The sequence below is a fragment of the Pseudomonas sp. DWP3-1-3b3 genome (assembly GCF_049896305.1).
In the GTDB taxonomy this organism is placed as follows: Bacteria; Pseudomonadota; Gammaproteobacteria; order Pseudomonadales; family Pseudomonadaceae; genus Aquipseudomonas; species Aquipseudomonas azotoformans_A.
This window is the reverse complement of the sequence record NZ_JAFCUA010000007.1, coordinates 45,348-70,243: the sequence shown is the minus strand read 5'-3', so window position 1 is coordinate 70,243 and position 24,896 is coordinate 45,348. Positions and strand designations below refer to the sequence as shown.

The 24,896-nt window shown below is 57.9% G+C and carries 24 protein-coding genes and 2 tRNA genes; 22 read left to right on the top strand and 4 right to left on the bottom strand.

Going from position 1 to position 24,896, the window contains the following annotated elements:
• The first annotated feature begins 87 nt into the window (after positions 1 to 87).
• The gene (locus ACP7BX_RS21205) at positions 88 to 855 is read left to right on the top strand and encodes a GntR family transcriptional regulator (protein ID WP_426130042.1); all 768 of its coding nucleotides are present in this window, start codon (positions 88 to 90) and stop codon (positions 853 to 855) included.
• Positions 856 to 891: 36 nt separating this feature from the next.
• On the opposite strand, the gene smpB is transcribed toward ACP7BX_RS21205, so the two are convergent.
• Positions 892 to 1,374 carry an SsrA-binding protein SmpB gene (smpB, locus tag ACP7BX_RS21200; RefSeq protein WP_005791513.1) on the bottom strand — a complete coding sequence of 161 codons (483 nt, stop codon included), beginning with the start codon at positions 1,372 to 1,374 and terminating at the stop codon, positions 892 to 894.
• Positions 1,375 to 1,541: 167 nt separating this feature from the next.
• On the opposite strand from smpB, the gene ACP7BX_RS21195 reads away from it, so the two are divergent.
• On the top strand, positions 1,542 to 1,976 hold the full coding sequence (locus ACP7BX_RS21195; protein WP_005791512.1) for a type II toxin-antitoxin system RatA family toxin: 435 nt from the start codon (positions 1,542 to 1,544) through the stop codon (positions 1,974 to 1,976).
• A complete protein-coding gene (locus tag ACP7BX_RS21190; RefSeq protein WP_269132054.1) occupies positions 1,969 to 2,271 on the top strand; it encodes an RnfH family protein in 303 nt (100 codons plus the stop codon). Before ACP7BX_RS21195 ends, ACP7BX_RS21190 begins: the two co-directional genes overlap by 8 nt.
• Positions 2,272 to 2,337: 66 nt before the next feature.
• Here ACP7BX_RS21190 and ACP7BX_RS21185 read toward each other — a convergent pair whose 3' ends face one another.
• A complete protein-coding gene (locus ACP7BX_RS21185; protein ID WP_016976810.1) occupies positions 2,338 to 2,865 on the bottom strand; it encodes an outer membrane protein assembly factor BamE in 528 nt (175 codons plus the stop codon).
• A 98-nt stretch (positions 2,866 to 2,963) separates the two neighbouring features.
• Between ACP7BX_RS21185 and fur the strand changes: the two genes are divergently transcribed.
• Entirely contained in the window at positions 2,964 to 3,368 is a 405-nt protein-coding gene (gene fur / locus ACP7BX_RS21180) for a ferric iron uptake transcriptional regulator (RefSeq protein WP_003194220.1), read from the top strand.
• A gap of 87 nt (positions 3,369 to 3,455) precedes the next feature.
• Here fur and recN read toward each other — a convergent pair whose 3' ends face one another.
• Positions 3,456 to 5,129 (bottom strand): DNA repair protein RecN, encoded by a 1,674-nt coding sequence (gene recN, locus ACP7BX_RS21175; protein ID WP_426130045.1) that lies wholly within the window; start codon positions 5,127 to 5,129, stop codon positions 3,456 to 3,458.
• 254 nt (positions 5,130 to 5,383) lie between these two features.
• On the opposite strand from recN, the gene grpE reads away from it, so the two are divergent.
• From grpE to ACP7BX_RS21135, 8 genes are all read left to right on the top strand, one after another.
• On the top strand, positions 5,384 to 5,944 hold the full coding sequence (gene grpE, locus ACP7BX_RS21170; RefSeq protein WP_016976812.1) for a nucleotide exchange factor GrpE: 561 nt from the start codon (positions 5,384 to 5,386) through the stop codon (positions 5,942 to 5,944).
• 102 nt (positions 5,945 to 6,046) lie between these two features.
• A complete protein-coding gene (dnaK, locus tag ACP7BX_RS21165) occupies positions 6,047 to 7,963 on the top strand; it encodes a molecular chaperone DnaK (RefSeq protein WP_025857104.1) in 1,917 nt (638 codons plus the stop codon).
• Positions 7,964 to 8,281: 318 nt separating this feature from the next.
• On the top strand, positions 8,282 to 9,406 hold the full coding sequence (gene dnaJ, locus ACP7BX_RS21160; protein WP_016976814.1) for a molecular chaperone DnaJ: 1,125 nt from the start codon (positions 8,282 to 8,284) through the stop codon (positions 9,404 to 9,406).
• A 10-nt stretch (positions 9,407 to 9,416) separates the two neighbouring features.
• Complete coding sequence (gene dapB / locus ACP7BX_RS21155) at positions 9,417 to 10,223, top strand: 4-hydroxy-tetrahydrodipicolinate reductase (protein WP_033898256.1); 807 nt, start codon at positions 9,417 to 9,419, stop codon at positions 10,221 to 10,223.
• Between the two features lie 258 nt (positions 10,224 to 10,481).
• On the top strand, positions 10,482 to 11,618 hold the full coding sequence (carA, locus tag ACP7BX_RS21150; RefSeq protein ID WP_033898257.1) for a glutamine-hydrolyzing carbamoyl-phosphate synthase small subunit: 1,137 nt from the start codon (positions 10,482 to 10,484) through the stop codon (positions 11,616 to 11,618).
• A gap of 105 nt (positions 11,619 to 11,723) precedes the next feature.
• Entirely contained in the window at positions 11,724 to 14,945 is a 3,222-nt protein-coding gene (carB, locus tag ACP7BX_RS21145; RefSeq protein ID WP_038843804.1) for a carbamoyl-phosphate synthase large subunit, read from the top strand.
• On the top strand, positions 14,942 to 15,418 hold the full coding sequence (gene greA / locus ACP7BX_RS21140; protein WP_033898259.1) for a transcription elongation factor GreA: 477 nt from the start codon (positions 14,942 to 14,944) through the stop codon (positions 15,416 to 15,418). The genes carB and greA overlap by 4 nt, the downstream gene beginning before the upstream one ends.
• A 28-nt stretch (positions 15,419 to 15,446) precedes the next feature.
• A complete protein-coding gene (locus ACP7BX_RS21135) occupies positions 15,447 to 15,851 on the top strand; it encodes an MFS transporter (protein WP_426130049.1) in 405 nt (134 codons plus the stop codon).
• Between the two features lie 9 nt (positions 15,852 to 15,860).
• On the opposite strand, the gene ACP7BX_RS21130 is transcribed toward ACP7BX_RS21135, so the two are convergent.
• Complete coding sequence (locus ACP7BX_RS21130) at positions 15,861 to 16,169, bottom strand: YhbY family RNA-binding protein (protein WP_010206607.1); 309 nt, start codon at positions 16,167 to 16,169, stop codon at positions 15,861 to 15,863.
• A 106-nt stretch (positions 16,170 to 16,275) separates the two neighbouring features.
• On the opposite strand from ACP7BX_RS21130, the gene rlmE reads away from it, so the two are divergent.
• The 10 genes from rlmE to nusA all read left to right on the top strand — a co-directional run bounded on the left by rlmE (position 16,276) and on the right by nusA (position 24,870).
• Positions 16,276 to 16,926 carry a 23S rRNA (uridine(2552)-2'-O)-methyltransferase RlmE gene (rlmE, locus tag ACP7BX_RS21125; RefSeq protein WP_029298990.1) on the top strand — a complete coding sequence of 217 codons (651 nt, stop codon included), beginning with the start codon at positions 16,276 to 16,278 and terminating at the stop codon, positions 16,924 to 16,926.
• Positions 16,927 to 17,126: 200 nt separating this feature from the next.
• On the top strand, positions 17,127 to 19,037 hold the full coding sequence (gene ftsH / locus ACP7BX_RS21120) for an ATP-dependent zinc metalloprotease FtsH (RefSeq protein WP_426130052.1): 1,911 nt from the start codon (positions 17,127 to 17,129) through the stop codon (positions 19,035 to 19,037).
• Positions 19,038 to 19,045: 8 nt separating this feature from the next.
• The gene (gene folP, locus ACP7BX_RS21115; protein WP_426130054.1) at positions 19,046 to 19,897 is read left to right on the top strand and encodes a dihydropteroate synthase; all 852 of its coding nucleotides are present in this window, start codon (positions 19,046 to 19,048) and stop codon (positions 19,895 to 19,897) included.
• 16 nt (positions 19,898 to 19,913) lie between these two features.
• Positions 19,914 to 21,251, top strand: a complete 1,338-nt coding sequence (gene glmM / locus ACP7BX_RS21110) for a phosphoglucosamine mutase (protein WP_028617970.1) — start codon at positions 19,914 to 19,916, stop codon at positions 21,249 to 21,251.
• A gap of 66 nt (positions 21,252 to 21,317) precedes the next feature.
• Positions 21,318 to 22,073: a triose-phosphate isomerase gene (tpiA, locus tag ACP7BX_RS21105; protein WP_003194193.1), complete on the top strand. Its 756-nt coding sequence runs from the start codon at positions 21,318 to 21,320 to the stop codon at positions 22,071 to 22,073.
• 4 nt (positions 22,074 to 22,077) lie between these two features.
• Entirely contained in the window at positions 22,078 to 22,461 is a 384-nt protein-coding gene (gene secG, locus ACP7BX_RS21100; RefSeq protein WP_010206600.1) for a preprotein translocase subunit SecG, read from the top strand.
• A gap of 22 nt (positions 22,462 to 22,483) precedes the next feature.
• Positions 22,484 to 22,569, top strand: a tRNA-Leu gene (locus tag ACP7BX_RS21095).
• Between the two features lie 96 nt (positions 22,570 to 22,665).
• Positions 22,666 to 22,742 (top strand) — tRNA-Met (locus ACP7BX_RS21090).
• A 140-nt stretch (positions 22,743 to 22,882) separates the two neighbouring features.
• Complete coding sequence (rimP, locus tag ACP7BX_RS21085; RefSeq protein ID WP_038843818.1) at positions 22,883 to 23,341, top strand: ribosome maturation factor RimP; 459 nt, start codon at positions 22,883 to 22,885, stop codon at positions 23,339 to 23,341.
• Positions 23,342 to 23,388: 47 nt separating this feature from the next.
• Positions 23,389 to 24,870, top strand: coding sequence for a transcription termination factor NusA (nusA, locus tag ACP7BX_RS21080; protein WP_010206599.1), 1,482 nt, complete (start codon positions 23,389 to 23,391; stop codon positions 24,868 to 24,870).
• Positions 24,871 to 24,896 lie beyond the last annotated feature (26 nt).

Here is a 24,896-nt window from a genome sequence, read left to right as displayed (position 1 = left end):
AACGAGGGCGTTCTGATAGGTGCTGCAAGCGCTGCGATAGGCGAGAATAGAGGCCCGGCGCGTGGTCGGGATGGTGGAGAATAAGTGATGGGGTTTGATCAGGTGCGTCAGCGCCGTTTGTCCGATGACATCGTCGAGCAGCTTGAGGGCATGATCCTTGAGGGCACGCTGAAGTCGGGCGAGCGCTTGCCGGCCGAACGCGCGTTGGCTGAGCAATTCGGGGTGTCGCGCCCTTCTTTGCGGGAGGCGATCCAGAAGCTGTCAGCCAAAGGTTTGCTCGTCAGCCGCCAGGGCGGTGGTAACTACGTGGCTGAATCCTTGGGTTCCACGTTCAGTGATCCGCTGCTGCACCTGTTGGAGAACAACCCCGAGGCTCAGCGTGATCTGCTGGAGTTTCGTCAGACCCTTGAGGCCTCTTGCGCCTACTACGCTGCGTTGCGCGCGACGGAGGTTGATCGCGAGCGACTTACGGCGGCCTTCGAAGCACTACAGGATTGCTACACCCGGTCCGATGAGGTGAGTCGGGCCGAGGAGGGCGCAGCGGATGCGCGGTTTCACTTGGCTATTGCCGAGGCCAGCCATAACGCCGTGTTGCTGCACACCATTCGCGGTCTGTTCGACCTGCTCAAGCGCAACGTGGTGACCAACATCGGTGGCATGTACCAGCAGCGTACGGAAACCCGCGACATGCTGATCAGTCAGCACCGGGATCTGTACCTGGCGATTACCGAGGGGCGGGCTGAGCAGGCACGGGAAGTCTCAACACGTCACCTGCTGTATGTGCAGGAAGTTTTGGAAGAAGTGCGTCAGGAAGTTCAGCGCGTGGCGCGTGCGGAGCGGCGCAAGGGGATGTAGCCAAGGGCGGCTCCCAAGGCTACATCACAGCAAGGATCAGTCTTCCTTGCCCTTATTGCGCACGGCGCGATGCAGTTCGCGATTGGAGTCGCGCTCACGCTCGGTATCGCGCTTGTCGTATTCCTTCTTGCCCTTGCCCAAGGCGATCTCGCACTTGACCAGGTGCTTGCTCCAGTACCAGGACAGGCAGACGCAGGCATAGCCCTTCTGCTGTACGGCGGCAGCGAGCTTTTCCAGCTCGCGGGCATTGAGCAGCAGCTTGCGCGTGCGCACCGGATCGGCAATCACGTGGGTGCTCGCAGTGGTCAGCGGGGTAATATGACTGCCGAGCAGCCATGCCTCGCCATCCTTGAGCAGCACATAACTGTCGACCAGTTGCAGCTTGCTCGCACGCAGACTCTTTACTTCCCAGCCGGCCAGGACCAGACCAGCCTCGAACCGATGTTCGATGAAGTAATCGTGTCGCGCCTTTTTATTTTGCGCGATGGTCCCTGTAGGGTGTTTCTTTTGTTTAGCCATAGGGGCGGCATTATAGGGAGTTGCGAGGCTGTCGGCTACGGTCAACCTGCGTGCTTGAGCGTGTTGGACGAATCCCGGACAATGCGGGCAGTTCTCTGGTTTTTTTCTTTCGCGGATCGGGCTCTTCTTCCGCGATGTTTTGCCTCAGCAGTGGAAATAACGCACACATGACGACGCATATTCAACGTTCGGCGCTGCTGCCCTATCCGGCACAGGCGCTCTATGACCTGGTCAACGACGTGGCGCGTTACCCGGAATTCCTGCCGTGGTGCTCAACGGCCGAGGTGCTGGAAAGCAGTGATGAGCACATGGTCGCCAGTGTCGGTGTCGCGAAGGGTGGCCTGAGCCAGCATTTTGTGACGCGCAATGTGCTGGTGCCTGGGAAATCCATTGAAATGAATTTGCAGGAGGGGCCCTTCACTCAGCTACACGGGGTTTGGGTATTCAAGGCCTTGACGGACAAGGCCTGCAAAATCAGCCTGGATCTTTCCTTTGATTACGCCGGGCCTATCGTGCGCGCGACGCTGGGGCCTTTGTTCAATCAGGCGGCCAATACGCTGGTGGATGCATTCTGCCAGCGAGCCAAGCAACTGCATGGTTGAGATTGAAGTGGTGTACGCCGCTGTGGATCGCCAAGTACTGCTGGCGGTGACGGTGCCGGCTGGCACCAGTCTGCGGTCGGCGGTGCAAGCGTCAGGCATTGCAGCGCAATTCCCCGAGTTGGATCTGGCTGACTGCGTTTTGGGTATATTCGGCAAAGTGGTCGCGGACGCTGAGGTACGTTGTGTGCAGGCGGGTGATCGCATTGAGATTTACCGTCCCTTGCTGGCAGACCCTAAAGAAATACGCAGGTTGCGCGCAGCCAAGGCGGCGCTGGCCAAGCAACAGAATTCATAGGTCGGCCACCAATTGGCAGGCAACAAAAAGCCCGGCGTGCCGGGCTTTTTGTTGAGCGCCGCACACTTACTGCGGGCTGGTGTCCAGAGGTTGTGGCGTTGGGACGGGAACCGTTTCCACGCCATCGACGTCTTTCTGGATCTTGTCGAGCAGAGAGCCTGGCTTGGCCGGCACTTCGGATTTCGGCTTCTCGCCTTCCTGCGCAGGCGCAGTGACGTTGGTACCGTTGTCCTTGCCGAGCAAGGCTTCATCACGGCTCACGCCGGGCATGAAGTCACCGGACAGGCTGACAAGCTGGTCATTGCCATTGAAAATGACACTGACGCGCTCCTGTTGGCGTTCACCGCCACCAGGCTGGAGGCTGTAGAGATAATCCCAGCGATCGGCATGGAAAGTGTCGGTCAGCAGGGGGTTACCCATGATAAACCGCACTTGCCGTCGGGTCATTCCGGGGCGTAACTGGTCTATCATGTCCTGCGTGACGACATTGCCCTGCTGGATGTCGATTTTGTAAACCCCGGGGAATGAACAACCGGCGAGTGCGAGCAGTCCCACAAAGGTGAAACTGGTTAGCAAGAGCTTGGTGTTTTGCATCGGTGGGCGACTTCCACTATCTTGGCTGGGACAACGTAAACGCCGATCATACCCGTATTAAGAGAAGCTGCGAAGCAGCATCCGCGAGAAAGCTAACCATGGTTGAAAATAGCGAACTACGCAAAGCCGGTCTCAAAGTGACTCTGCCACGAGTCAAGATTCTACAAATGCTCGATTCTGCTGAGCAGCGTCACATGAGTGCCGAGGATGTCTACAAGGCGCTGATGGAGTCTAACGAGGACGTCGGCCTGGCCACGGTTTACCGTGTACTGACCCAGTTTGAAGCCGCAGGGCTGGTGGTTCGTCATAATTTCGACGGCGGTCATGCAGTATTTGAACTGGCTGACGGTGGTCATCACGATCACATGGTGGACCTGGATACCAATGAGGTCATCGAGTTCACCAGCCCGGAAATCGAAGCGCTGCAGCACAAGATTGCTGAGGAACATGGCTTCGATCTGGTTGACCATAATCTGGTCCTGTACATCCGTAAGAAAAAGTAACAAGCGCTGCAGATTGACGCTGCAAAACGATCGAAGGCGACCCTAGGGTCGCCTTCGTGCTTTCTATAAGAAGCGAAAATTATCCGATCAGGCTTTCGCCGCCACGACCATTTTCTTCGCGTGCGCCAACGACTCCTTGGTCAAGTCGATCCCGCCGAGCATGCGCGCCACTTCTTCAACGCGTTCCGACTTATTCAACTTGGACACGGCTGTGTGTGTTGCATCGCTGCCGCGTACCTTGTGCACAAACAGGTGCTGATGCCCCTGGGCCGCTACTTGCGGCAAGTGCGTTACCGTGAGCACCTGGCCTCTATCCCCCAGGCGTCGCAACAACTGGCCAACAATTTCTGCCGTCGGCCCGCCAATCCCCACATCAACTTCGTCGAACACCAGTGTCGGCACCCGAGACGTTTGCGCAGTGATCACCTGGATGGCCAGGCTGATTCGCGACAGCTCACCGCCGGAGGCCACTTTTGCCAGCGCTTTGAGCGGCTGCCCAGGGTTGGCGCTGACCAGTAGCTCGACCTGCTCAAGCCCGTGGGGCTGCAATTCGTTGCTGGCGTTGGTGCGCAATTCAATGGTGAAGCGCCCGCCAGGCATGCCCAGGCGTTGGATCTCCAACTCCACTGCGCTGGCCAGGCCCGTGGCTGCTTGCTGGCGCAAATCGCTGAGTTCGCGCGCCTTCTCCTGATAGTGGCGAGCAAAAGAGGCAAGCTCGTCGCCCAGGCGCTCGATGGATTCATCGTTGGCGTTCAGGGTCTCGATTTCATCCAGCAGCTTTTGCTGCATCGTTGCCACTTCGGTGGGCTGGATGCGATGTTTGCGCGCCAGGGTATAGATAGTATCCAGGCGTTCTTCTATTTCCTGCAGACGCGCCGGGTCGGCATCGAAGTGATCCAGAAAGCGATTCAACTCGCCGACGGCTTCCTCAACCTGGATCTGTGCACTGGTCAGCAAGGTCGTGGCCTCGCTCAGTGAGCCGGAGGCGCTGTTCACACTGGACAGGCGATTGAGGCTGGCAGTCAGTGCGTTGAGCACATTGCCGGAGTCACTCTCACTGCATTGCTCCACCACCTGGCGGCAAATGCCCAGCAGGGTTTCCGCGTTGGTGAGGTTCTTGTGTTCCTGCTCAAGCTGCTCCAGTTCGGTTTCGCCCAGGCCCAGGCTTTCCAGCTCTTCGAGTTGGTAGCTGAGCAATTGGTGGCGAGCACGTTGCTCATCGCCGGAGTTGGAGATTCGCTCCAGCTCCTGGCGAGTCTGGCGCCAGCGCTGGGCGGCGAGTTGCACCTGGCGGGCCAGGTCTGTGGCGCCAGCGTACTCATCAAGCAGGCGGCGATGGGTGTCGGTTTTCAGCAGGGATTGATGTTCATGCTGGCTGTGGATATCGATCAACAGTTCGCCCAGGGCCTTTAAGTCGCCAAGCGGGCAGGGCGTACCGTTGATATACCCGCGGGAGCGGCCTTCCGCCGTGATGACCCGGCGCAGGATGCACGGCCCTTCATCATTAAGGTCGCGCTCGGACAGCCAGGCCTCAGCCTCGGGAATATCCGCCAGGTCGAAAGTGGCCAGGATGTCGGCCTTGTCCGCACCGGGGCGCACCACGCCACTGTCGGCGCGATCACCCAGGGTCAAGCCCAGCGCGTCGAGCATGATCGACTTGCCGGCGCCGGTTTCGCCTGTGATTACGCTCATCCCGCGATCCAGTTCGAGATCCAGGTGTTCAACGATGGCGTAGTTATGTACGGACAGGTGCACGAGCATGACGGCCGCTCCCAGGCTTTAGGTCTGGTTATTTATACAGTGTTTTGTTCGGCGCTGACAATCCTGGTGCTTAGCTCGATTTGCTTGAATCTGGATATTTTTAAGCGCAACCAGGAATGACCACGCAGGAATTGATGAAGGTCAGTCGAAAGACTTTTGGTAACGCCTGCGCCCTTGAACCTGAAAATTGTGGCCCCATATACCGGAACAGAAGCGCGAGTTGAGTTCGCGCATGATTTTGAAAGGAGAAAACTATGGCTGACGAACAGACGCAGGATACGCAAACTCCAGACGCCAATTCGGCTGTCGGCGATGAGCTGGCGACTCGTGTGCAAGTGCTCGAAGAGCAATTGGCCGCTGCGCAGGACCAGTCGTTGCGTGTTGCCGCTGATCTGCAGAACGTCCGCCGCCGTGCCGAGCAGGATGTAGAAAAGGCTCACAAATTCGCGTTGGAAAAATTCGCCAATGACTTGCTGCCGATCATCGACAGCCTGGAGCGTGGCCTTGAATTGTCCAACCCGGACGACGAAAACATCCGCCCGATGCGCGAAGGGATCGAACTGACCCTGAAAATGTTCCAGGACACCCTGAAGCGTTATCAGCTGGAAGCGATCGATCCACAAGGCGGCGAGCCGTTCAACGCTGAGCATCACCAAGCCATGGCCATGCAGGAAAGCCATGACCTGGAGCCGAACAGCGTGCTCAAAACGTTCCAGAAGGGTTATCTGCTCAATGGTCGCCTGCTGCGCCCGGCGATGGTCGTCGTGAGCAAGGCGCCTGCACCGGTTTCGCCTTCTATTGATGAGCAGGCTTGAAATACGCTGCAAAGCCCCCATCTATAAGTCAAGCGTTTAAGTGCTACCGCAGTTAGCCACCACTGCTGCGGCAACCAAATTCAAGTTTCGGGAGAGTAAATCATGGGCAAAATTATCGGTATCGACCTGGGGACCACCAACTCCTGTGTCTCCGTCATGGAAAACGGCAAAGCCAAAGTAATCGAAAACGCCGAAGGCGCGCGCACCACGCCGTCGATCATTGCTTACGCAAATGATGGCGAGATCCTCGTTGGTCAGTCGGCCAAGCGCCAGGCTGTGACCAACCCGCACAACACCCTGTATGCGGTAAAGCGTCTGATCGGTCGTAAGTTCGACGAAGAAGTCGTACAAAAAGACATCAAGATGGTGCCTTACAAAATCGCCAAGGCTGACAACGGTGACGCCTGGGTTGAAGTAAATGGCAACAAAATGTCGGCACCGCAGATCTCGGCTGAAGTCTTGAAAAAGATGAAGAAGACCGCCGAAGACTACCTGGGTGAAACCGTGACTGAAGCGGTGATCACCGTTCCGGCCTACTTCAACGACAGCCAGCGCCAGGCGACCAAAGACGCCGGCCGCATCGCGGGCCTGGACGTAAAACGTATCATCAACGAACCTACCGCAGCGGCCCTGGCCTACGGTATGGACAAGGCCAAAGGCGACCACACCGTGATCGTTTATGACCTGGGTGGTGGTACGTTCGACGTGTCGGTCATCGAGATCGCTGAAGTTGACGGCGAGCACCAGTTCGAAGTGTTGGCCACCAACGGTGACACTTTCCTGGGCGGTGAGGACTTTGACATTCGTCTGATCGATTACCTCGTTGACGAATTCAAGAAAGAAAGCGGCATGAACCTCAAGGGTGATCCGCTGGCGATGCAGCGCCTGAAAGAAGCTGCCGAGAAAGCCAAGATCGAGCTGTCCTCGAGCATGTCGACCGACGTGAACCTGCCGTACATCACTGCAGATGCCACCGGTCCTAAGCACTTGAACGTGAAGATTTCTCGCGCCAAGTTGGAAGCGCTGGTTGAAGACCTGGTTCAGCGCACCATCGAACCTTGCCGCATCGCGCTGAAAGACGCCGGTATCGACGTTGGTTCCATCAACGACGTGATCCTGGTGGGCGGTCAGACCCGTATGCCACTGGTTCAGCAGAAAGTGACCGAGTTCTTCGGTAAAGAAGCACGTAAAGACGTGAACCCGGACGAAGCGGTTGCCATGGGTGCTGCTATCCAGGGTGCGGTATTGGCCGGCGACGTGAAAGACGTGCTGCTGCTGGACGTCAGCCCGCTGACCTTGGGTATCGAAACCATGGGCGGCGTGATGACCGCGCTGATCGAGAAAAACACCACGATTCCTACCAAGAAATCGCAAGTGTTCTCGACTGCCGATGACAACCAGGGCGCTGTGACCATTCACGTGCTGCAAGGTGAGCGTAAGCAGGCTGCTCAGAACAAGTCCCTGGGCAAGTTCGACCTGGCCGAGATTCCACCAGCACCACGTGGCGTGCCGCAAATTGAAGTGACCTTCGACATCGACGCCAACGGCATCCTGCACGTCGGCGCGAAAGACAAGGCAACTGGCAAAGAGCAGAAGATCACCATCAAGGCCAACTCCGGTCTGTCTGATGAAGAAATTCAACAGATGATCCGTGATGCTGAAGCCAACGCTGATGCGGATGCCAAGTTTGCTGAACTGGCTGGCGCCCGTAACCAGGGTGATGCACTGGTTCACTCGACACGCAAAATGGTCGCTGATGCGGGCGATAAAGTGACTGCTGAAGAGAAGACTGCAATCGAAGCTGCTGTGGTTGCCCTGGAAGCCGCTGTCAAAGGCGACGACAAGGCCGCTATCGAAGCCAAGATCGAAGAGCTGTCGAAAGTCTCCGCTCCAGTGGCGCAGAAAATGTACGCCGAACAAGGTCAGCCAGCTGACGGTGCTGCGCAACAGGCAGAGCCTGAAGCCAAGCACGACGACGTTGTCGATGCCGAGTTCGAAGAAGTCAAAGACCAGAAGTAAGTTGGTCGCCCGGTTGACCGCTATCAAGCGGTGACTGGTAGGATGTCGCCGCGCGGGAGCTTGCTCCCGCGTTGGCGTGTCTGGGGTATGCGAATTTTTACAGCATGCGACAGCGTTCGGATGCTGGCGGTGTGATCGGGAATGCTCCTGCTTTCCGAGCAGTAAATACCGCATTTTTGGCCGGGTACCTGGCTAAAAGTAGTAATGACCAGGATCGTTGAATTGACGTGAGTTGGGTCCGGGCCTGTATTGGGGCTCAACGAGTTTGGCAAGGCTCAGGAGGGTCTGGCTGAACGTCCTATAAGAGTGCAAAGACTTATGGCAAAGCGTGACTATTACGAAGTGTTGGGTGTGGAGCGCGGCTCCAGCGAGGCGGACCTGAAGAAGGCCTACCGTCGCCTGGCGATGAAGCACCACCCGGACCGTAATCCGGATAGCAAAGAATCCGAAGAAATGTTCAAAGAGGCCAACGAGGCCTACGAGTGTCTGTCTGATCCCAACAAGCGCGCGGCCTACGACCAGTATGGCCATGCCGGTGTCGACCCGAGCATGGGTGGCGGCGGTGCCGGGTTTGGCGGTCAGAACTTCTCCGATATCTTCGGTGACGTGTTCAGCGACTTCTTCGGCGGTGGCCGCGGTGGTCAGCGTGGCGGCGCCCAGCGTGGCAGCGATTTGCGCTACACCCTGGAATTGAACCTGGAAGAAGCCGTGCGCGGCACCAGCGTCAATATCCGTGTGCCGACGCTGGTCAACTGCAAGCCGTGCGATGGTTCGGGTGCCAAGAAGGGCTCCTCGCCCATCACGTGCCCGACGTGCGGCGGTATTGGCCAGGTCCGCATGCAGCAGGGCTTTTTCTCGGTGCAGCAGACCTGCCCGCGCTGTCATGGCCAGGGCAAGATCATTTCCGATCCGTGCGACTCGTGCCACGGCGAAGGCCGTGTCGAAGAGTACAAAACCCTTTCGGTGAAAGTGCCGGCGGGCGTGGATACCGGTGATCGCATTCGTCTGTCGGGTGAAGGAGAGGCCGGTACCCAAGGCGGTCCGACGGGCGACCTGTACGTGGTGATCAATGTGCGCGAGCACTCGATCTTCCAGCGTGATGGCAAGCACCTGTTCTGTGAAGTGCCGATCAGTTTTGTCGATGCAGCCTTGGGTGGCGAGCTGGAAATTCCGACCCTTGATGGTCGAGTCAAGCTCAAGATCCCTGAAGGCACCCAGACCGGCAAGCAGTTCCGTATTCGTGGCAAAGGCGTTGCGCCGGTGCGCGGTGGCGGTGCTGGCGACCTGATGTGCCGTGTGGCGGTGGAAACGCCGGTCAACCTGAATCGCCGTCAGCGCGAATTGCTTGAAGAGTTCCGCAGCTCGATGGAGGGTGACGACTCTCACTCGCCGAAGACTGCGGGCTTTTTCGATGGTGTGAAGCGCTTCTTCGGCGACCTGTAAGGAATTGAGTATGCGACGTATAGCCGTAATGGGCGCTGCCGGGCGCATGGGCAAGACGCTGGTCGAGGCGGTGCAGCAGCGCTCGCCGGCTTCCGGGCTGACCGCTGCGATCGTTCGTCCGGGCAGCACGTTGATTGGTGCGGATGCCGGTGAGTTGGCCTCGTTGGGGCGCATCGGCGTTTCGTTGTCCGGCAACCTGGAGCAGGTGGCGGACGAGTTCGACGTGCTGATCGACTTCACTCTGCCGGACGTGATGCTGAAAAACCTGGCGTTCTGCCGCAAGGCGGGCAAGGCCATGGTGATCGGCACCACGGGTTTGACGGCTGAGCAGAAGCAGTTATTGGTGGAGGCGGGCAAAGATATTCCTGTCGTCTTCGCTGCTAACTTCAGCGTCGGTGTGAACCTGTCGCTCAAGTTGCTGGATCTGGCTGCTCGCGTGCTGGGGGATGAGGCGGATATCGAGATCATCGAGACTCACCATCGCCACAAGATCGATGCGCCGTCGGGCACTGCGTTGCGCATGGGTGAGGCGATTGCCGATGCGCTGGGCCGAGACCTGTCGAAAGTGGCGGTGTACGGTCGCGAAGGCCATACCGGTGCGCGTGCGCGTGACACCATTGGTTTTGCGACGGTGCGTGGCGGCGATGTAGTGGGTGATCACACCGTGTTGTTCGCCACTGAAGGTGAGCGCCTGGAAATCACGCACAAAGCCTCCAGCCGCATGACGTTTGCCAAGGGCGCGGTACGTGCTGCGCTCTGGTTGGAAGGTCGTACGCCTGGTCTGTACGACATGCGCGATGTGCTGGATCTGCACTGATCAGTAGCTAAAACGGGGCCTCAAGCTTATGCTTAGGCCCCGTTTTTACCCGCTAAGCGACGTCCTGTCGCATTCCCCTGCCTTTAAGGCTCATTAGCGGTGGACCAAAAAAGCCTTTTTCTGTAAGCTACAGCTTTAGTGTGTTCACTAAAAGCGCGCAGAATAATTCAGTGAATAAGCGGAGTGACGTGTCCATACGTCACTCCGCTTTTTTACACCTGCGATCGCCCTTTCAGGCTTTATTTACGGGAGGTCTTCTTGACTAAGCCAGCCATACTCGCCCTTGCTGATGGCAGCATTTTTCGCGGCGAAGCCATTGGAGCCGACGGTCAGACCGTTGGAGAGGTAGTGTTTAACACTGCCATGACCGGCTATCAGGAAATCCTTACCGATCCTTCCTACGCCCAACAGATCGTTACCCTGACTTATCCGCACATCGGCAATACCGGTACTACACCGGAAGACGTCGAGTCTGATTGCGTCTGGTCGGCCGGTCTGGTGATTCGTGACCTGCCACTGGTTGCGAGCAACTGGCGTAACACGATGTCGCTGTCCGATTACTTGAAAGCCAACAATGTTGTGGCGATCGCCGGTATCGATACCCGCCGCCTCACGCGCATCCTGCGTGAAAAAGGCTCGCAGAACGGCTGCATCATGGTCGGTGACAATATCTCCGAAGAGGCGGCGATTGCCGCAGCGCAAGGTTTCCCAGGCCTGAAAGGCATGGACCTGGCAAAAGTCGTCAGCGTCAAAGAGAAGTACGAGTGGCGCTCCACTGTCTGGGACTTGAAGACCGACAGCCATGCGACCATCGAAGCTGCTGACCTGCCTTATCACGTTGTGGCCTACGACTACGGCGTCAAGTACAACATCCTGCGCATGCTGGTCGAGCGCGGCTGCCGCGTGACTGTGGTGCCGGCGCAAACGCCTGCCAGCGACGTACTCGCCTTGCAGCCGGACGGCGTGTTCCTGTCCAACGGCCCAGGCGACCCTGAGCCATGCGACTATGCCATCCAGGCGATCAAGGACGTGCTGGAAACCGAGATTCCGGTATTCGGTATCTGCCTCGGTCACCAACTGCTGGCCCTGGCCTCCGGCGCCAAGACCCTGAAAATGGGCCACGGCCACCACGGCGCCAACCACCCGGTACAAGACCTGGACACTGGCGTCGTGATGATCACCAGCCAGAACCACGGTTTTGCGGTGGATGAAGCCACCCTGCCGAGCAACGTTCGCGCCATTCACAAGTCGCTGTTCGATGGTTCCCTGCAGGGCATCGAGCGCACCGACAAGAGCGCGTTCAGCTTCCAGGGCCACCCTGAAGCGAGCCCGGGCCCGAACGACGTAGCGCCGCTGTTCGACCGTTTCATCAATGAGATGGCCAAGCGACGCTGACTGAGCGGCCTGCGGGCGGCCCCGAATGTCGGCGGCCCCCACAGGCTCTTCAAAGATTGTTCAAGACGGCTTGCCGACTGACCTGCGGATTTGAGTGACAAACCCATGCCAAAACGTACAGACATAAAAAGCATCCTGATTCTCGGCGCTGGCCCGATCGTGATCGGCCAGGCCTGCGAATTCGACTACTCCGGCGCCCAGGCTTGTAAAGCCCTGCGCGAAGAGGGTTACCGCGTCATCCTGGTGAACTCCAACCCGGCCACCATCATGACCGACCCGGACATGGCTGACGCCACCTACATCGAACCGATCAAGTGGCAGACCGTTGCCAAGATCATCGAGAAGGAGCGTCCGGACGCGCTGCTGCCAACCATGGGTGGTCAAACTGCTCTGAACTGCGCCCTGGACCTGGAGCGCGAAGGCGTCCTGGAGAAGTTCGGCGTAGAAATGATCGGCGCCAATGCCGACACCATCGACAAGGCCGAAGACCGTTCGCGCTTTGACAAGGCGATGAAGTCCATCGGCCTGGACTGCCCGCGCTCGGGCATCGCCCACAGCATGGAAGAAGCCAACGCAGTGCTCGAGAAGCTGGGCTTCCCGTGCATCATCCGTCCGTCCTTCACTATGGGCGGGACCGGTGGCGGTATCGCTTACAACCGTGAAGAGTTCGAAGAAATCTGCTCCCGTGGCCTGGACCTGTCGCCAACCAAAGAGCTGCTGATTGACGAATCCCTGATCGGCTGGAAAGAGTATGAGATGGAGGTTGTCCGCGATAAAAAGGACAACTGCATCATCGTCTGTTCCATCGAAAACTTCGATCCGATGGGTGTGCACACCGGTGACTCGATCACCGTTGCTCCGGCGCAGACCCTGACGGACAAGGAATACCAGATCATGCGTAACGCCTCCTTGGCGGTACTGCGTGAGATCGGCGTTGAAACCGGCGGTTCCAACGTTCAGTTCGGTATCTGCCCGGACACTGGCCGTATGGTCGTGATCGAGATGAACCCGCGTGTATCGCGTTCTTCGGCCCTGGCCTCGAAAGCCACTGGCTTCCCGATTGCGCGGATCGCTGCCAAGTTGGCGATCGGCTATACCCTGGACGAACTGCAGAACGAAATCACCGGCGGCGCTACTCCGGCGTCCTTCGAACCGTCGATCGACTACGTCGTCACTAAGCTGCCACGTTTCGCTTTCGAGAAGTTTCCGAAAGCCGACGCACGCCTGACCACTCAAATGAAGTCGGTCGGTGAAGTCATGGCCATCGGCCGGACCTTCCAGGAATCCCTGCAGAAAGCCCTGCGTGGTCTGGAAGTGGGCGTTTGTGGCCTGGACGAGAAGCTCGACCTGAGCAACCCGGAAAGCATGAGCATCCTCAAGCGCGAACTGACCGTGCCGGGCGCCGAGCGCATCTGGTACGTGGCTGATGCCTTCCGCGCCGGCCTGTCGGTCGAAGACATCTTCGGCATGAACATGATCGACCCGTGGTTCCTGGTGCAGATCGAAGACCTGATCAAGGAAGAAGAGAAGGTCAAGACCCTGGGTCTTGCCAGTATCGACCGCGACTTGATGTTCAAGCTCAAGCGCAAAGGTTTCTCCGACATGCGTCTGGCCAAGTTGCTGGGTGTGACCGAGAAAGCGTTGCGTCGCCACCGCCACAAGCTGGAGATCTTCCCGGTCTACAAGCGCGTTGACACCTGCGCGGCCGAGTTCGCCACCGACACCGCCTATATGTACTCAACCTACGAGGAAGAGTGCGAAGCCGCGCCGTCGGGCCGCGACAAGATCATGATCCTCGGCGGTGGCCCAAACCGTATCGGCCAGGGTATCGAGTTCGACTACTGCTGCGTACACGCGGCATTGGCCCTGCGCGAAGACGGTTACGAGACCATCATGGTCAACTGCAACCCGGAAACCGTTTCCACCGACTACGACACCTCCGATCGCCTGTATTTCGAGCCAGTGACCCTGGAAGACGTGCTGGAAATCTGCCGGGTCGAGAAGCCGAAGGGCGTGATCGTCCAGTACGGCGGCCAGACTCCGCTGAAACTGGCGCGTGCCCTGGAAGAAGCCGGCGTGCCGATTATCGGCACCAGCCCAGACGCTATCGACCGTGCAGAAGACCGTGAACGCTTCCAGCAAATGGTTGAACGCCTGAACCTGCGCCAGCCGCCAAACGCCACCGTGCGCAGCGAAGACGAAGCTATCCGTGCAGCCAGCAAGATTGGCTACCCGCTGGTGGTGCGTCCGTCCTACGTACTGGGCGGCCGTGCGATGGAAATCGTCTACGAAGAAGAAGAACTCAAGCGCTACCTGCGTGATGCGGTGAAAGTGTCCAACGACAGCCCAGTGCTGCTCGACCACTTCCTCAACTGCGCCATCGAAATGGACGTGGACGCCGTGTGCGACGGCACCGACGTGGTGATCGGCGCGATCATGCAACACATCGAACAGGCGGGCGTTCACTCCGGTGACTCCGCTTGCTCGCTGCCGCCGTACTCGCTGCCGGCGCACATCCAGGACGAGATGCGTGAACAGGTCAAGAAAATGGCCTTGGAGTTGGGCGTGGTCGGCCTGATGAACGTACAGTTGGCGCTGCAAGGCGAAGACATTTACGTCATCGAGGTCAACCCGCGCGCTTCGCGTACCGTGCCATTCGTTTCCAAGTGCATCGGTGTGTCCCTGGCCATGATCGCTGCTCGCGTGATGGCCGGTAAGACCCTGAAGGAAATTGGTTTCACCAAGGAAATCATTCCTAACTTCTACAGCGTGAAAGAGGCCGTGTTCCCATTCGCCAAATTCCCTGGTGTGGACCCGATCCTGGGCCCAGAGATGAAGTCCACCGGTGAAGTCATGGGCGTGGGCGATACCTTCGGCGAAGCCTTCGCAAAAGCCCAGATGGGCGCCAGCGAAGTGCTGCCGACCGGCGGTACTGCGTTCATCAGCGTGCGTGATGATGACAAACCACTGGTTGCAGGCGTGGCCCGTGATCTGATCAACTTGGGCTTCGAAGTCGTGGCCACCGCCGGGACCGCCAAGCTGATCGAAGCTGCCGGCCTGAAAGTGCGTCGCGTGAACAAGGTGACGGAAGGCCGTCCGCACGTGGTCGACATGATCAAGAATGACGAGGTCACCCTGATCATCAACACCACCGAAGGTCGCCAGTCGATCGCGGACTCCTACTCCATTCGTCGTAACGCCTTGCAGCACAAGATCTACTGCACCACCACCATTGCTGCTGGCGAAGCCATCTGCGAAGCGCTCAAGTTCGGTCCGGAAAAGACCGTGCGTCGCTTGCAGGATTTACACGCAGGATTGAAGGCATGACCAAATACCCAATGACCGTCCAGGGCTTCAAGGCCCTGGAAGAGGAGCACGCCCACCTGACCAAGGTCGTCCGTCCAAAGCTGAGCCAGGACATCGGTACGGCCCGCGAGCTAGGTGACTTGAAGGAAAACGCCGAATACCACGCTGCTCGCGAGCAGCAAGGTATGGTCGAGGCGCGGATCCGTGACATCGAAGGTCGCCTGCAGAACTCCGTGGTCATCGACGTGACGACCATTCCGAAGACCGGCAAGGTGATTTTCGGCACGACCGTGGAAATCGCCAACGTCGAGACGGACGAAAGCGTGGTCTACCACATCGTTGGTGAAGACGAAGCTGACTTCAAACTCGGCAAGATCTCTGTCGGTTCTCCGCTGGCCCGCGCCTTGATTGCCAAGGAAGAGGGTGATGTGGTGTCTGTCAAAACGCCTGGCGGCGTGACCGAGTACGAGATTGTTGAAGTTCGTCACATCTGAAAGACGGCGCCCGCTTCGTGCGGGCGCCATGCTTTGGCAGCTCTCCCAGATGCTTTGGGTGGGTGGCCTGTGGTTGCTGCACATTGGTGTTTTGCCGGCGCTGGGCCTGATTGGCCTGGCACCGTTGCTGATCGATGAGATCGATGGATTACTCAGTGCGTTGCTGGTGGCTTTTGCGGCGGCGTGCGTGACGCTCCAGGCGTTGGTGCTGGTCAAGGCTGAGGGCTTGGGAAGTTTGTGGCGGGATATTCGCGGGCAACTGCTGTTGATGGCACTTTATGCGTGTGCAATGTATTGCATTGTGCATGTCTGGCTGCCGGAAGCGTTGCGCTGGCAGCTATTCAGCTATCTTGTGCTAGGGTTTTCCGGTCTGGTGCTGGTGATGCAGCCGGCGCCAGGTTGGAGTGGCAGGGCGCGCGAAGCACGCCCGTGACCCTTTTTATTACTTGAAGCGGTGTACGTTCGACAGTTGCTTGTTGACGCTGAAGTTCTTGCGATACAGCAGCGCCATCTTGCCGATGACCTGAACCAGGTCCGCTTTGCCTACCTTGCACAGTTCTGCAATGGCAGCCAGGCGCGCTTCGCGGTCAAGGATGTTGACCTTGATCTTGATCAGTTCATGATCGTTCAGCGCACGTTCGAATTCGGCTAACACACCTTCAGTCAAACCGTTATCTGCCACAATCAGAACTGGTTTCAGATGGTGGCCAATGGATTTGTACTGTTTCTTCTGCTCTTGAGTGAGCGGCATAATCTGACCCCTGCGTCTGATCTTGTAAAAAGCGGCGGCCAGTTTACCCGAGCGAGTCCGGGACCGCCCAGTTAATCACGACCCGTTTTATTTTTCGAGGTGGCCCGTGGCCCGTTCCAAAACCAGCCTTAAGTGGCTACAAGAACATTTCAACGATCCTTACGTCAAAAAGGCGCAGAAGGACGGCTACCGTTCCCGGGCCAGCTACAAGCTGTTGGAGATCCAGGACAAGGACAAACTGATTCGTCCAGGCATGAGCGTAATTGATCTGGGGGCCGCCCCAGGTGGCTGGTCCCAGGTGACCAGTCGTCTGATTGGCGGGCAGGGCCGCTTGATCGCTTCCGATATCCTGGAAATGGACAGCATCCCGGACGTGACCTTTGTTCATGGTGATTTCACAGAGGATGCCGTACTCGCCCAGATCCTCGAGGCTGTGGGAAATTCGCAGGTAGACCTTGTGATTTCCGACATGGCCCCCAATATGAGTGGATTACCGGCCGTTGATATGCCGCGCGCAATGTTCCTATGTGAACTGGCGCTGGATTTGGCGGGTCGGGTTTTGCGTCCTGGTGGTGATTTTCTGGTGAAAGTCTTCCAGGGCGAGGGTTTCGACGAGTACCACAAGAACATCCGCAAGCTGTTCGACAAGGTGCAAACGCGTAAGCCTGACTCTTCCCGGGACAGGTCTCGGGAGCAGTACCTGCTGTGCCGCGGCTTCCGCGGGGTGGAAGGCGCTGCGAGTGAAGAGCGTTTTTGAGGAATTCGAGGAGGGCGATAGGTTTTTTTATATCGCTTTCGTCACGAAGCTTTACGAATATTGTGTAGTCAAAGTTTCACAAAGGGTTACAGACGGCGCCTGCCAGAGTTGTAGGTAATGTAGTAAGTTAGGCCGGTGAATATCATGCGAAGCGCGCGCCAGTAGCGGAGCTTGCTTCAGAGGGTAGTTAATTGAACGATATGGCAAAGAATCTGATCCTGTGGTTGATCATCGCGGCTGTCCTGGTGACGGTGATGAACAACTTCTCCAGCCCTAACGAGCCGCAGACCCTCAACTATTCCGACTTCATCCAGCAAGTTAAGGATGGCAAGGTCGAGCGCGTAGCGGTTGATGGCTACGTGATCACCGGCAAACGCAACGATGGCGATAGCTTCAAGACCATTCGTCCGGCGATCCAGGACAACGGTCTGATCGGCGACCTGGTGGATAACCACGTGGTGGTCGAAGGCAAGCAGCCTGAGCAGCAAAGCATCTGGACCCAATTGTTGGTAGCCAGCTTCCCGATCCTGGTGATCATCGCCGTGTTCATGTTCTTCATGCGCCAGATGCAAGGCGGTGCAGGGGGCAAGGGCGGGCCTATGAGCTTCGGCAAGAGCAAGGCACGCCTGCTCTCCGAAGATCAGGTGAAAACCACCCTGGCTGACGTTGCCGGTTGCGACGAAGCCAAGGAAGAAGTAGGCGAGCTGGTCGAGTTCCTGCGTGATCCAGGCAAGTTCCAGCGCCTGGGTGGCCGCATTCCTCGCGGTGTACTGATGGTTGGTCCTCCGGGTACCGGTAAAACCCTGCTGGCCAAGGCGATTGCCGGCGAAGCCAAGGTGCCTTTCTTCACCATTTCCGGTTCTGACTTCGTCGAGATGTTTGTCGGTGTCGGCGCCAGCCGTGTTCGCGATATGTTCGAGCAGGCTAAAAAGCATGCACCATGCATCATCTTCATCGACGAAATCGACGCCGTTGGTCGCCATCGTGGCGCCGGCATGGGCGGTGGTCATGATGAGCGTGAGCAGACTCTTAACCAGTTGCTGGTTGAGATGGACGGCTTCGAAATGAATGACGGCATCATCGTGATTGCTGCAACCAACCGTCCGGACGTACTGGACCCTGCGTTGCTGCGTCCGGGCCGTTTCGACCGTCAGGTTGTGGTCGGCTTGCCGGATATCCGTGGTCGCGAACAGATTCTGAAAGTACACATGCGCAAAGTGCCAATGGGCGACGACGTGGCTCCGGCCGTGATTGCCCGTGGTACGCCTGGCTTCTCCGGTGCGGACCTGGCCAACCTGGTCAACGAGGCTTCGCTGTTTGCGGCTCGTACCGGCAAGCGCATCGTTGAAATGAAAGAGTTCGAACTGGCAAAAGACAAGATCATGATGGGCGCCGAGCGCAAATCCATGGTCATGTCCGAGAAAGAGAAACAGAACACCGCTTATCACGAAGCCGGTCACGCTATCGTTGGTCGCGTCGTGCCAGAGCATGACCCGGTCTACAAAGTGTCGATCATCCCTCGTGGTCGGGCACTGGGTGTGACCATGTTCCTGCCGGAAGAGGACCGTTACAGCCTCTCCAAGCGCGCACTGATCAGTCAGATCTGCTCGCTGTACGGCGGTCGTATTGCTGAAGAAATGACCCTGGGCTTCGACGGTGTCACCACCGGCGCTTCCAACGACATCATGCGTGCCAGCCAGATTGCACGGAACATGGTGACCAGGTGGGGCTTGTCGGAAAAGCTCGGCCCGCTGATGTATGCCGAGGAAGAAGGTGAAGTGTTCCTGGGTCGTGGCGGTGGCGGTCAAAGCGCCAGCTTCTCCGGCGAAACCGCCAAGCTGATCGACTCCGAAGTGCGCAGCATCATTGATCAGTGCTACGGCACCGCCAAGCAGATCCTCACGGACAACCGCGACAAGCTGGATGCCATGGCGGATGCGCTGATGAAGTACGAGACCATTGATGCCGACCAGATCGACGACATCATGGCCGGTCGCGCTCCACGTGAGCCTCGTGATTGGGAAGGTGGTTCGGGCACCTCTGGCACTCCGCCAGTGGTTCAGAACGAACGCCCTGAGACCCCGATCGGCGGCCCGGCAGCTGACGTCTAAGGTTTGAAATGACTTCTGTGTTGTCCTCCACCCGGTTGCCTTGCGGCAACCGGGTTCTTGATTTGGCCCATACGCATGTTATGGGTATCCTCAATGTCACTCCCGATTCCTTTTCCGATGGCGGCCGCTTCAGTCAGATCGATGCAGCCTTGCGTCATGCTGAAGCCATGGTTGCGGCGGGAGCGACCCTGATTGACGTCGGTGGCGAATCGACTCGGCCTGGCGCTCGCGTTGTCTCTCCCTTGGAAGAGTTGGAGCGGGTGGCGCCGATCGTCGAGCGTATCGCGCGTGAGCTGGATGTGATCATCTCGGTTGATACGTCGACACCGGCCGTGATGCGCGAAACTGCGCGTCTTGGGGCGGGGCTGATCAACGATGTGCGCTCGCTTCAGCGTGACGGAGCCCTTGATGCGGCTGCGGCGACAGGTCTGCCGGTGTGCTTGATGCATATGCTGGGTGAGCCCGGCAACATGCAGGACAGCCCTCACTATGATGATCTCGTCGGCGAAGTCAGCGGTTTTCTCGCTGAGCGGGTTGCTCAGTGTGGTGTCGCGGGGATTGCTGAGGAAAAAATCATCCTCGATCCCGGCTTTGGTTTCGCCAAGACCCTGCAGCACAACCTAAGCCTGTTCAAGCATATGGACTCCCTGCATGCCCTTGGTCGGCCGCTATTGGTGGGTGTTTCGCGCAAGAGCATGATAGGGCTGGCCTTGAATCGCCCAGTAGGTGAGCGGCTGTATGGCGGCCTTGCACTGGCTGCGCTGGCGGTGACCAAAGGTGCGCGTATCTTGCGGGTGCATGATGTCGCCGAGACCGTGGATGTAGTGCGTATGATTGCCGCTGTAGAATCAGCCGAATAAGAATGATGGAGCACTTATGACTAAAAAATACTTTGGCACCGACGGTATCCGTGGTCGGGTCGGCGAATTTCCGATTACTCCTGATTTCATGCTCAAGCTGGGGTGGGCGGCGGGTATGGCGTTCCGCAGCATGGGCGCTTGCCGCATCCTGGTGGGCAAGGACACCCGTATTTCCGGGTACATGTTTGAGTCGGCGCTGGAGGCGGGCCTGTCTGCCGCAGGCGCGGATGTCATGTTGCTGGGGCCGATGCCGACGCCGGCGATCGCTTACCTGACGCGTACCTTTCACGCTGAAGCCGGTATTGTGATCAGCGCCTCGCACAATCCCCACGATGACAACGGCATTAAATTCTTCTCAGGGCAGGGCACCAAGCTGCCTGACGAGATTGAGTTGATGATCGAAGAGTTGCTGGATGCACCGATGACGGTGGTTGAATCCAGTAAGTTGGGCAAGGTTTCGCGTATCAACGACGCCTCCGGTCGCTATATCGAGTTCTGCAAGAGCAGTGTGCCGAGCAGCACCAATTTTGCCGGTCTGAAGATTGTGGTCGATTGCGCCCACGGTGCGACCTATAAAGTTGCGCCGAGCGTGTTCAAGGAGTTGGGCGCAGATGTGACGGTGCTGTCGGCCCAGCCGAACGGGCTTAACATCAACGAAAACTGCGGTTCCACCCATATGGAGCAACTGCAGGCCGCCGTCCTGGCCGAGCATGCCGACTTGGGTATTGCCTTCGACGGCGACGGTGACCGTGTGCTGATGGTGGATCACACGGGCGCGATTGTTGATGGTGATGACCTGTTGTTCATCATTGCGCGTGATATGCACGAGCGTAACAAGCTGCAGGGTGGTGTTGTCGGTACGCTGATGAGCAACCTTGGCCTGGAGCTGGCCTTGGCGGACCTGGGTATTCCCTTTGTGCGCGCCAATGTCGGTGACCGCTATGTGATCGCCGAGCTGCTTGAGCGTAACTGGCAGGTGGGGGGTGAGAACTCCGGGCACGTAGTCTGCTTCCAGCACACCACCACAGGTGACGCGATCATCGCTGCGTTGCAGGTCCTGCTGTCCTTGCGTCGTCGCGAAGAGAGTCTGGCCCAAGCGCGCCAGGCGCTGCGCAAATGTCCGCAAGTGCTGCTCAATGTGCGTTTTGGCGGCGGCGAAAACCCGATCGAGCACCCGGCTGTCAAAGAGGCGTGCGAGCGCGTAACCCTTGCTATGGCGGGGCGTGGTCGCGTGTTGTTGCGCAAGTCCGGCACAGAGCCTCTGGTGCGCGTCATGGTCGAAGGCGATGACGAAACACAGGTTCGCGGCCATGCCGAAGACCTGGCAAAACTGGTAACTGAAGTTTGCGCCTGAATTCGGCTTGCCAGTGATGATGTGGTTGGGTAACATCTGCGCCCACTTTGACCGACGAGGTACAGCATGCGTCGCACTATGGTAGCTGGTAACTGGAAGATGCACGGTACCCGCGCCAGTGTCGCTGAGCTGATCAATGGCCTTCGTCACTTGGCCTTGCCGAGCGGTGTTGATGTTGCGGTGTTCCCGCCTTGCTTGCATATCAACCAAGTGGTTGATGGCCTGAAAGGCAAGTCGATCCAGGTCGGCGCGCAGAACTCTGCGGTGGAGCCGATGCAAGGTGCATTGACCGGTGAGATTTCGCCGAGTCAGTTGGTCGATGCGGGTTGTTCCTATGTGCTTGTCGGGCACTCCGAGCGCCGTCAGATGATGGGCGAGCGTGATGGGACACTCAATCGCAAGTTCGCAGCGGCACAGGCTTGTGGCTTGATTCCGGTGTTGTGCATAGGGGAGACCCTGGAGCAGCGCGAATCAGGCAAGACTCTTGAAGTTGTCTCGCGTCAGCTGGGCAGCATCATCGAGGAGCTGGGTGTTGGTGCGTTTGCAAAGGCAGTGATTGCTTACGAGCCGGTCTGGGCCATTGGCACCGGGCTGACTGCTACACCGCAACAGGCGCAGGATGTGCACGCAGCCATCCGCGCGCAGTTGGCGGCAGAGAATTCTGAAGTCGCACAAGGTGTGCGTCTTCTATACGGCGGCAGCGTGAAGGCGGCCAATGCGGTCGAACTGTTCGGCATGCCGGATATCGATGGGGGGCTCATTGGTGGAGCTTCCCTGAATGCAGATGAGTTCGGTGCGATCTGTCGCGCCGCGGGAAACTGAAAAAATGCTGGAAACAGTCGTAGTCGTTTTTCATCTGTTGGCTGCCTTGGGCGTAGTTGCCCTGGTTTTGTTGCAACAGGGTAAAGGTGCGGATGCTGGTGCGTCTTTCGGTGCAGGTGCTTCAAATACTGTGTTCGGAAGCCAAGGTTCCTCTACCTTTCTTAGTAAGTTTACTGCTATACTTGCCGCCGGTTTCTTCATAACCAGCTTGGGGTTAGGTTACTTTGCTAAAGAGAAAGCTCATGTGCTGACTCAAGTAGGTCTCCCAAACCCAGCAGTGTTGGAAGTACCAAAAGCAAAGCCGGCTTCTGATGATGTCCCGGTGCTTCAAGAGCAAAAGTCGGCTACTCCAGCGACTGACGTACCTCCAGCTCAAGAGCAGAAGTAAGAAGGGTTGTAAACGCTGTATTGCCGAGGTGGTGGAATTGGTAGACACGCAACCTTGAGGTGGTTGTGCCCATAGGGTGTAGGGGTTCGAGTCCCCTTCTCGGTACCAATTATCAGGAGAGCCCGCTGTTGCGGGCTTTCTTGTAGGTGGAAGGTTACATTGACCCTGTAAGGGATCGGTCGTATACTTCCGCCCCAGCTTTGTCGCGGGGTGGAGCAGTCTGGTAGCTCGTCGGGCTCATAACCCGAAGGTCGTCGGTTCAAATCCGGCCCCCGCAACCAGTTTTAGCGGAGCCCCTTTTAAGGGGCTTTTTGTTAGCTGGACACTTTCAACGCCGCTGTTCGACGGCGTTTCAAGGATGGGCGTTTCGCCCATTTTTTTATTTTGCACAGCATGCACATACATGCACGAGGGGGTTCAGGTGTCGAGCAAGCTAGAAGAGTTGCAGGCCTTGCTGGCCCCGGTGGTCGTGGCCCTAGGCTATGAATGCTGGGGTATTGAGTTTTCGGCTCAAGGTCGCCACTCAATGTTGCGCGTTTATATCGATAAAGAGGGCGGCGTGCTGGTGGACGATTGTGCCATTGTCAGCCGTCAGATCAGCGGTGTGCTGGATGTTGAAGATCCAATTTCCGTTGAATACACCCTCGAAGTTTCCTCGCCAGGCATGGAACGCCCACTGTTCACTATTGAGCAGTTTGCAAAATTTGCCGGTGAACAAGTGAAGATCAAGCTGCGATCTCCCTTTGAAGGGCGACGCAACTTTCAGGGCCTTCTGCGCGGTGTAGAAGAACAGGATGTCGTGGTGCAGGTAGAAGACCATGAGTTCCTGTTGCCGATCGATATGATCGACAAGGCCAACATTATTCCCAGTTTTGACTGAGACGCGGATCCCGCGGATCCAATGGCTTGCGAAAGGCGAGGCGTACGATGAGCAAAGAAGTACTGCTGGTTGTTGAGTCGGTATCCAATGAAAAGGGCGTACCGGCAAACGTGATTTTTGAAGCGCTGGAGCTGGCCCTGGCCACTGCTACCAAAAAGCGTTTTGAAGACGAAGTTGATCTGCGTGTGGAAATCAACCGCCACACCGGTGCCTATGAGACTTTCCGTCGCTGGACGGTCGTCGAAGAAGCCGATCTTGATGATCCGGCCATCGAAACCTGGCCAAGCAAGGTTGCGCAAACGCATCCTGGTGCCAAGGTCGGTGATGTCGTCGAAGAAAAGATCGAATCGATCGAATTCGGCCGTATTGCTGCACAGACCGCCAAACAGGTCATCGTGCAGAAGGTTCGCGAAGCCGAGCGCGCTCAAGTCGTTGACGCTTATCGCGAGCGCCTGGGTGAAATCATCTCCGGCACCGTTAAAAAAGTCACCCGCGACAACGTGATCGTCGACCTGGGCAACAACGCCGAAGCGTTGCTGGCCCGCGAAGACATCATTTCTCGCGAAACCTTCCGTGTCGGCGTGCGCCTGCGTGCGCTGCTAAAGGAAATCCGCACCGAGAACCGCGGCCCTCAGTTGATCCTGTCGCGTACCGCGCCGGAAATGCTGATCGAGCTGTTCCGTATCGAAGTGCCGGAAATCGCCGAAGGCCTGATCGAAGTCATGGCTGCGTCCCGCGACCCGGGTTCGCGCGCCAAGATCGCGGTCCGCTCCAAGGACAAACGCATCGACCCGCAAGGCGCTTGCATCGGTATGCGCGGTTCGCGCGTCCAGGCAGTGTCGGGCGAATTGGGCGGTGAGCGTGTGGACATCGTCCTGTGGGACGATAACCCGGCGCAGTTCGTGATCAACGCCATGTCGCCGGCTGAAGTGGCGGCAATTATCGTTGACGAAGATGCCCATGCAATGGACATCGCCGTTGGCGCAGACAATCTGGCTCAGGCCATTGGTCGTGGTGGTCAGAACGTGCGTCTGGCCAGCCAACTGACCGGTTGGACCCTGAACGTGATGACCGAATCGGACATCCAGGCTAAGCAGCAAGCTGAAACCGGTGACATCCTGCGCAACTTCATCGAAGAGCTCGAAGTCGATGAAGACCTGGCGCAGGTGCTGGTAGATGAAGGCTTCACCAGCCTGGAAGAGATTGCCTACGTACCGTTGGAAGAAATGCTCAACATCGACGGCTTTGACGAAGACACCGTCAACGAGCTTCGCGCTCGGGCCAAGGATCGTTTGTTGACTAAAGCCATCGCTACTGAGGAAAAGCTGGCAGACGCCCATCCGGCCGAAGACCTGCTCTCGCTTGAGGGTATGGACAAGGATTTGGCGATGGAACTGGCGGTGCGCGGCGTAATTACCCGCGAAGACCTGGCCGAGCAGTCTATTGACGATCTGCTCGACATCGACGGCATTGACGATGATCGTGCCGGCAAGTTGATCATGGCCGCCCGAGCCCATTGGTTCGAGTAACTAGGCGCGGCCTGAGGAGAGAAGTG

Coding starts and splice junctions, on each gene's coding strand:
- ACP7BX_RS21205 (WP_426130042.1), top strand. CDS start 88: ATGGGGTTTGATCAGGTGCGTCAGCGCCGTTTGTCCGATGACATCGTC.
- smpB (WP_005791513.1), bottom strand. CDS start 1,374: ATGGCTAAACAAAAGAAACACCCTACAGGGACCATCGCGCAAAATAAA.
- ACP7BX_RS21195 (WP_005791512.1), top strand. CDS start 1,542: ATGACGACGCATATTCAACGTTCGGCGCTGCTGCCCTATCCGGCACAG.
- ACP7BX_RS21190 (WP_269132054.1), top strand. CDS start 1,969: ATGGTTGAGATTGAAGTGGTGTACGCCGCTGTGGATCGCCAAGTACTG.
- ACP7BX_RS21185 (WP_016976810.1), bottom strand. CDS start 2,865: ATGCAAAACACCAAGCTCTTGCTAACCAGTTTCACCTTTGTGGGACTG.
- fur (WP_003194220.1), top strand. CDS start 2,964: ATGGTTGAAAATAGCGAACTACGCAAAGCCGGTCTCAAAGTGACTCTG.
- recN (WP_426130045.1), bottom strand. CDS start 5,129: ATGCTCGTGCACCTGTCCGTACATAACTACGCCATCGTTGAACACCTG.
- grpE (WP_016976812.1), top strand. CDS start 5,384: ATGGCTGACGAACAGACGCAGGATACGCAAACTCCAGACGCCAATTCG.
- dnaK (WP_025857104.1), top strand. CDS start 6,047: ATGGGCAAAATTATCGGTATCGACCTGGGGACCACCAACTCCTGTGTC.
- dnaJ (WP_016976814.1), top strand. CDS start 8,282: ATGGCAAAGCGTGACTATTACGAAGTGTTGGGTGTGGAGCGCGGCTCC.
- dapB (WP_033898256.1), top strand. CDS start 9,417: ATGCGACGTATAGCCGTAATGGGCGCTGCCGGGCGCATGGGCAAGACG.
- carB (WP_038843804.1), top strand. CDS start 11,724: ATGCCAAAACGTACAGACATAAAAAGCATCCTGATTCTCGGCGCTGGC.
- greA (WP_033898259.1), top strand. CDS start 14,942: ATGACCAAATACCCAATGACCGTCCAGGGCTTCAAGGCCCTGGAAGAG.
- ACP7BX_RS21135 (WP_426130049.1), top strand. CDS start 15,447: ATGCTTTGGCAGCTCTCCCAGATGCTTTGGGTGGGTGGCCTGTGGTTG.
- ACP7BX_RS21130 (WP_010206607.1), bottom strand. CDS start 16,169: ATGCCGCTCACTCAAGAGCAGAAGAAACAGTACAAATCCATTGGCCAC.
- ftsH (WP_426130052.1), top strand. CDS start 17,127: ATGGCAAAGAATCTGATCCTGTGGTTGATCATCGCGGCTGTCCTGGTG.
- folP (WP_426130054.1), top strand. CDS start 19,046: ATGACTTCTGTGTTGTCCTCCACCCGGTTGCCTTGCGGCAACCGGGTT.
- glmM (WP_028617970.1), top strand. CDS start 19,914: ATGACTAAAAAATACTTTGGCACCGACGGTATCCGTGGTCGGGTCGGC.
- tpiA (WP_003194193.1), top strand. CDS start 21,318: ATGCGTCGCACTATGGTAGCTGGTAACTGGAAGATGCACGGTACCCGC.
- secG (WP_010206600.1), top strand. CDS start 22,078: ATGCTGGAAACAGTCGTAGTCGTTTTTCATCTGTTGGCTGCCTTGGGC.
- nusA (WP_010206599.1), top strand. CDS start 23,389: ATGAGCAAAGAAGTACTGCTGGTTGTTGAGTCGGTATCCAATGAAAAG.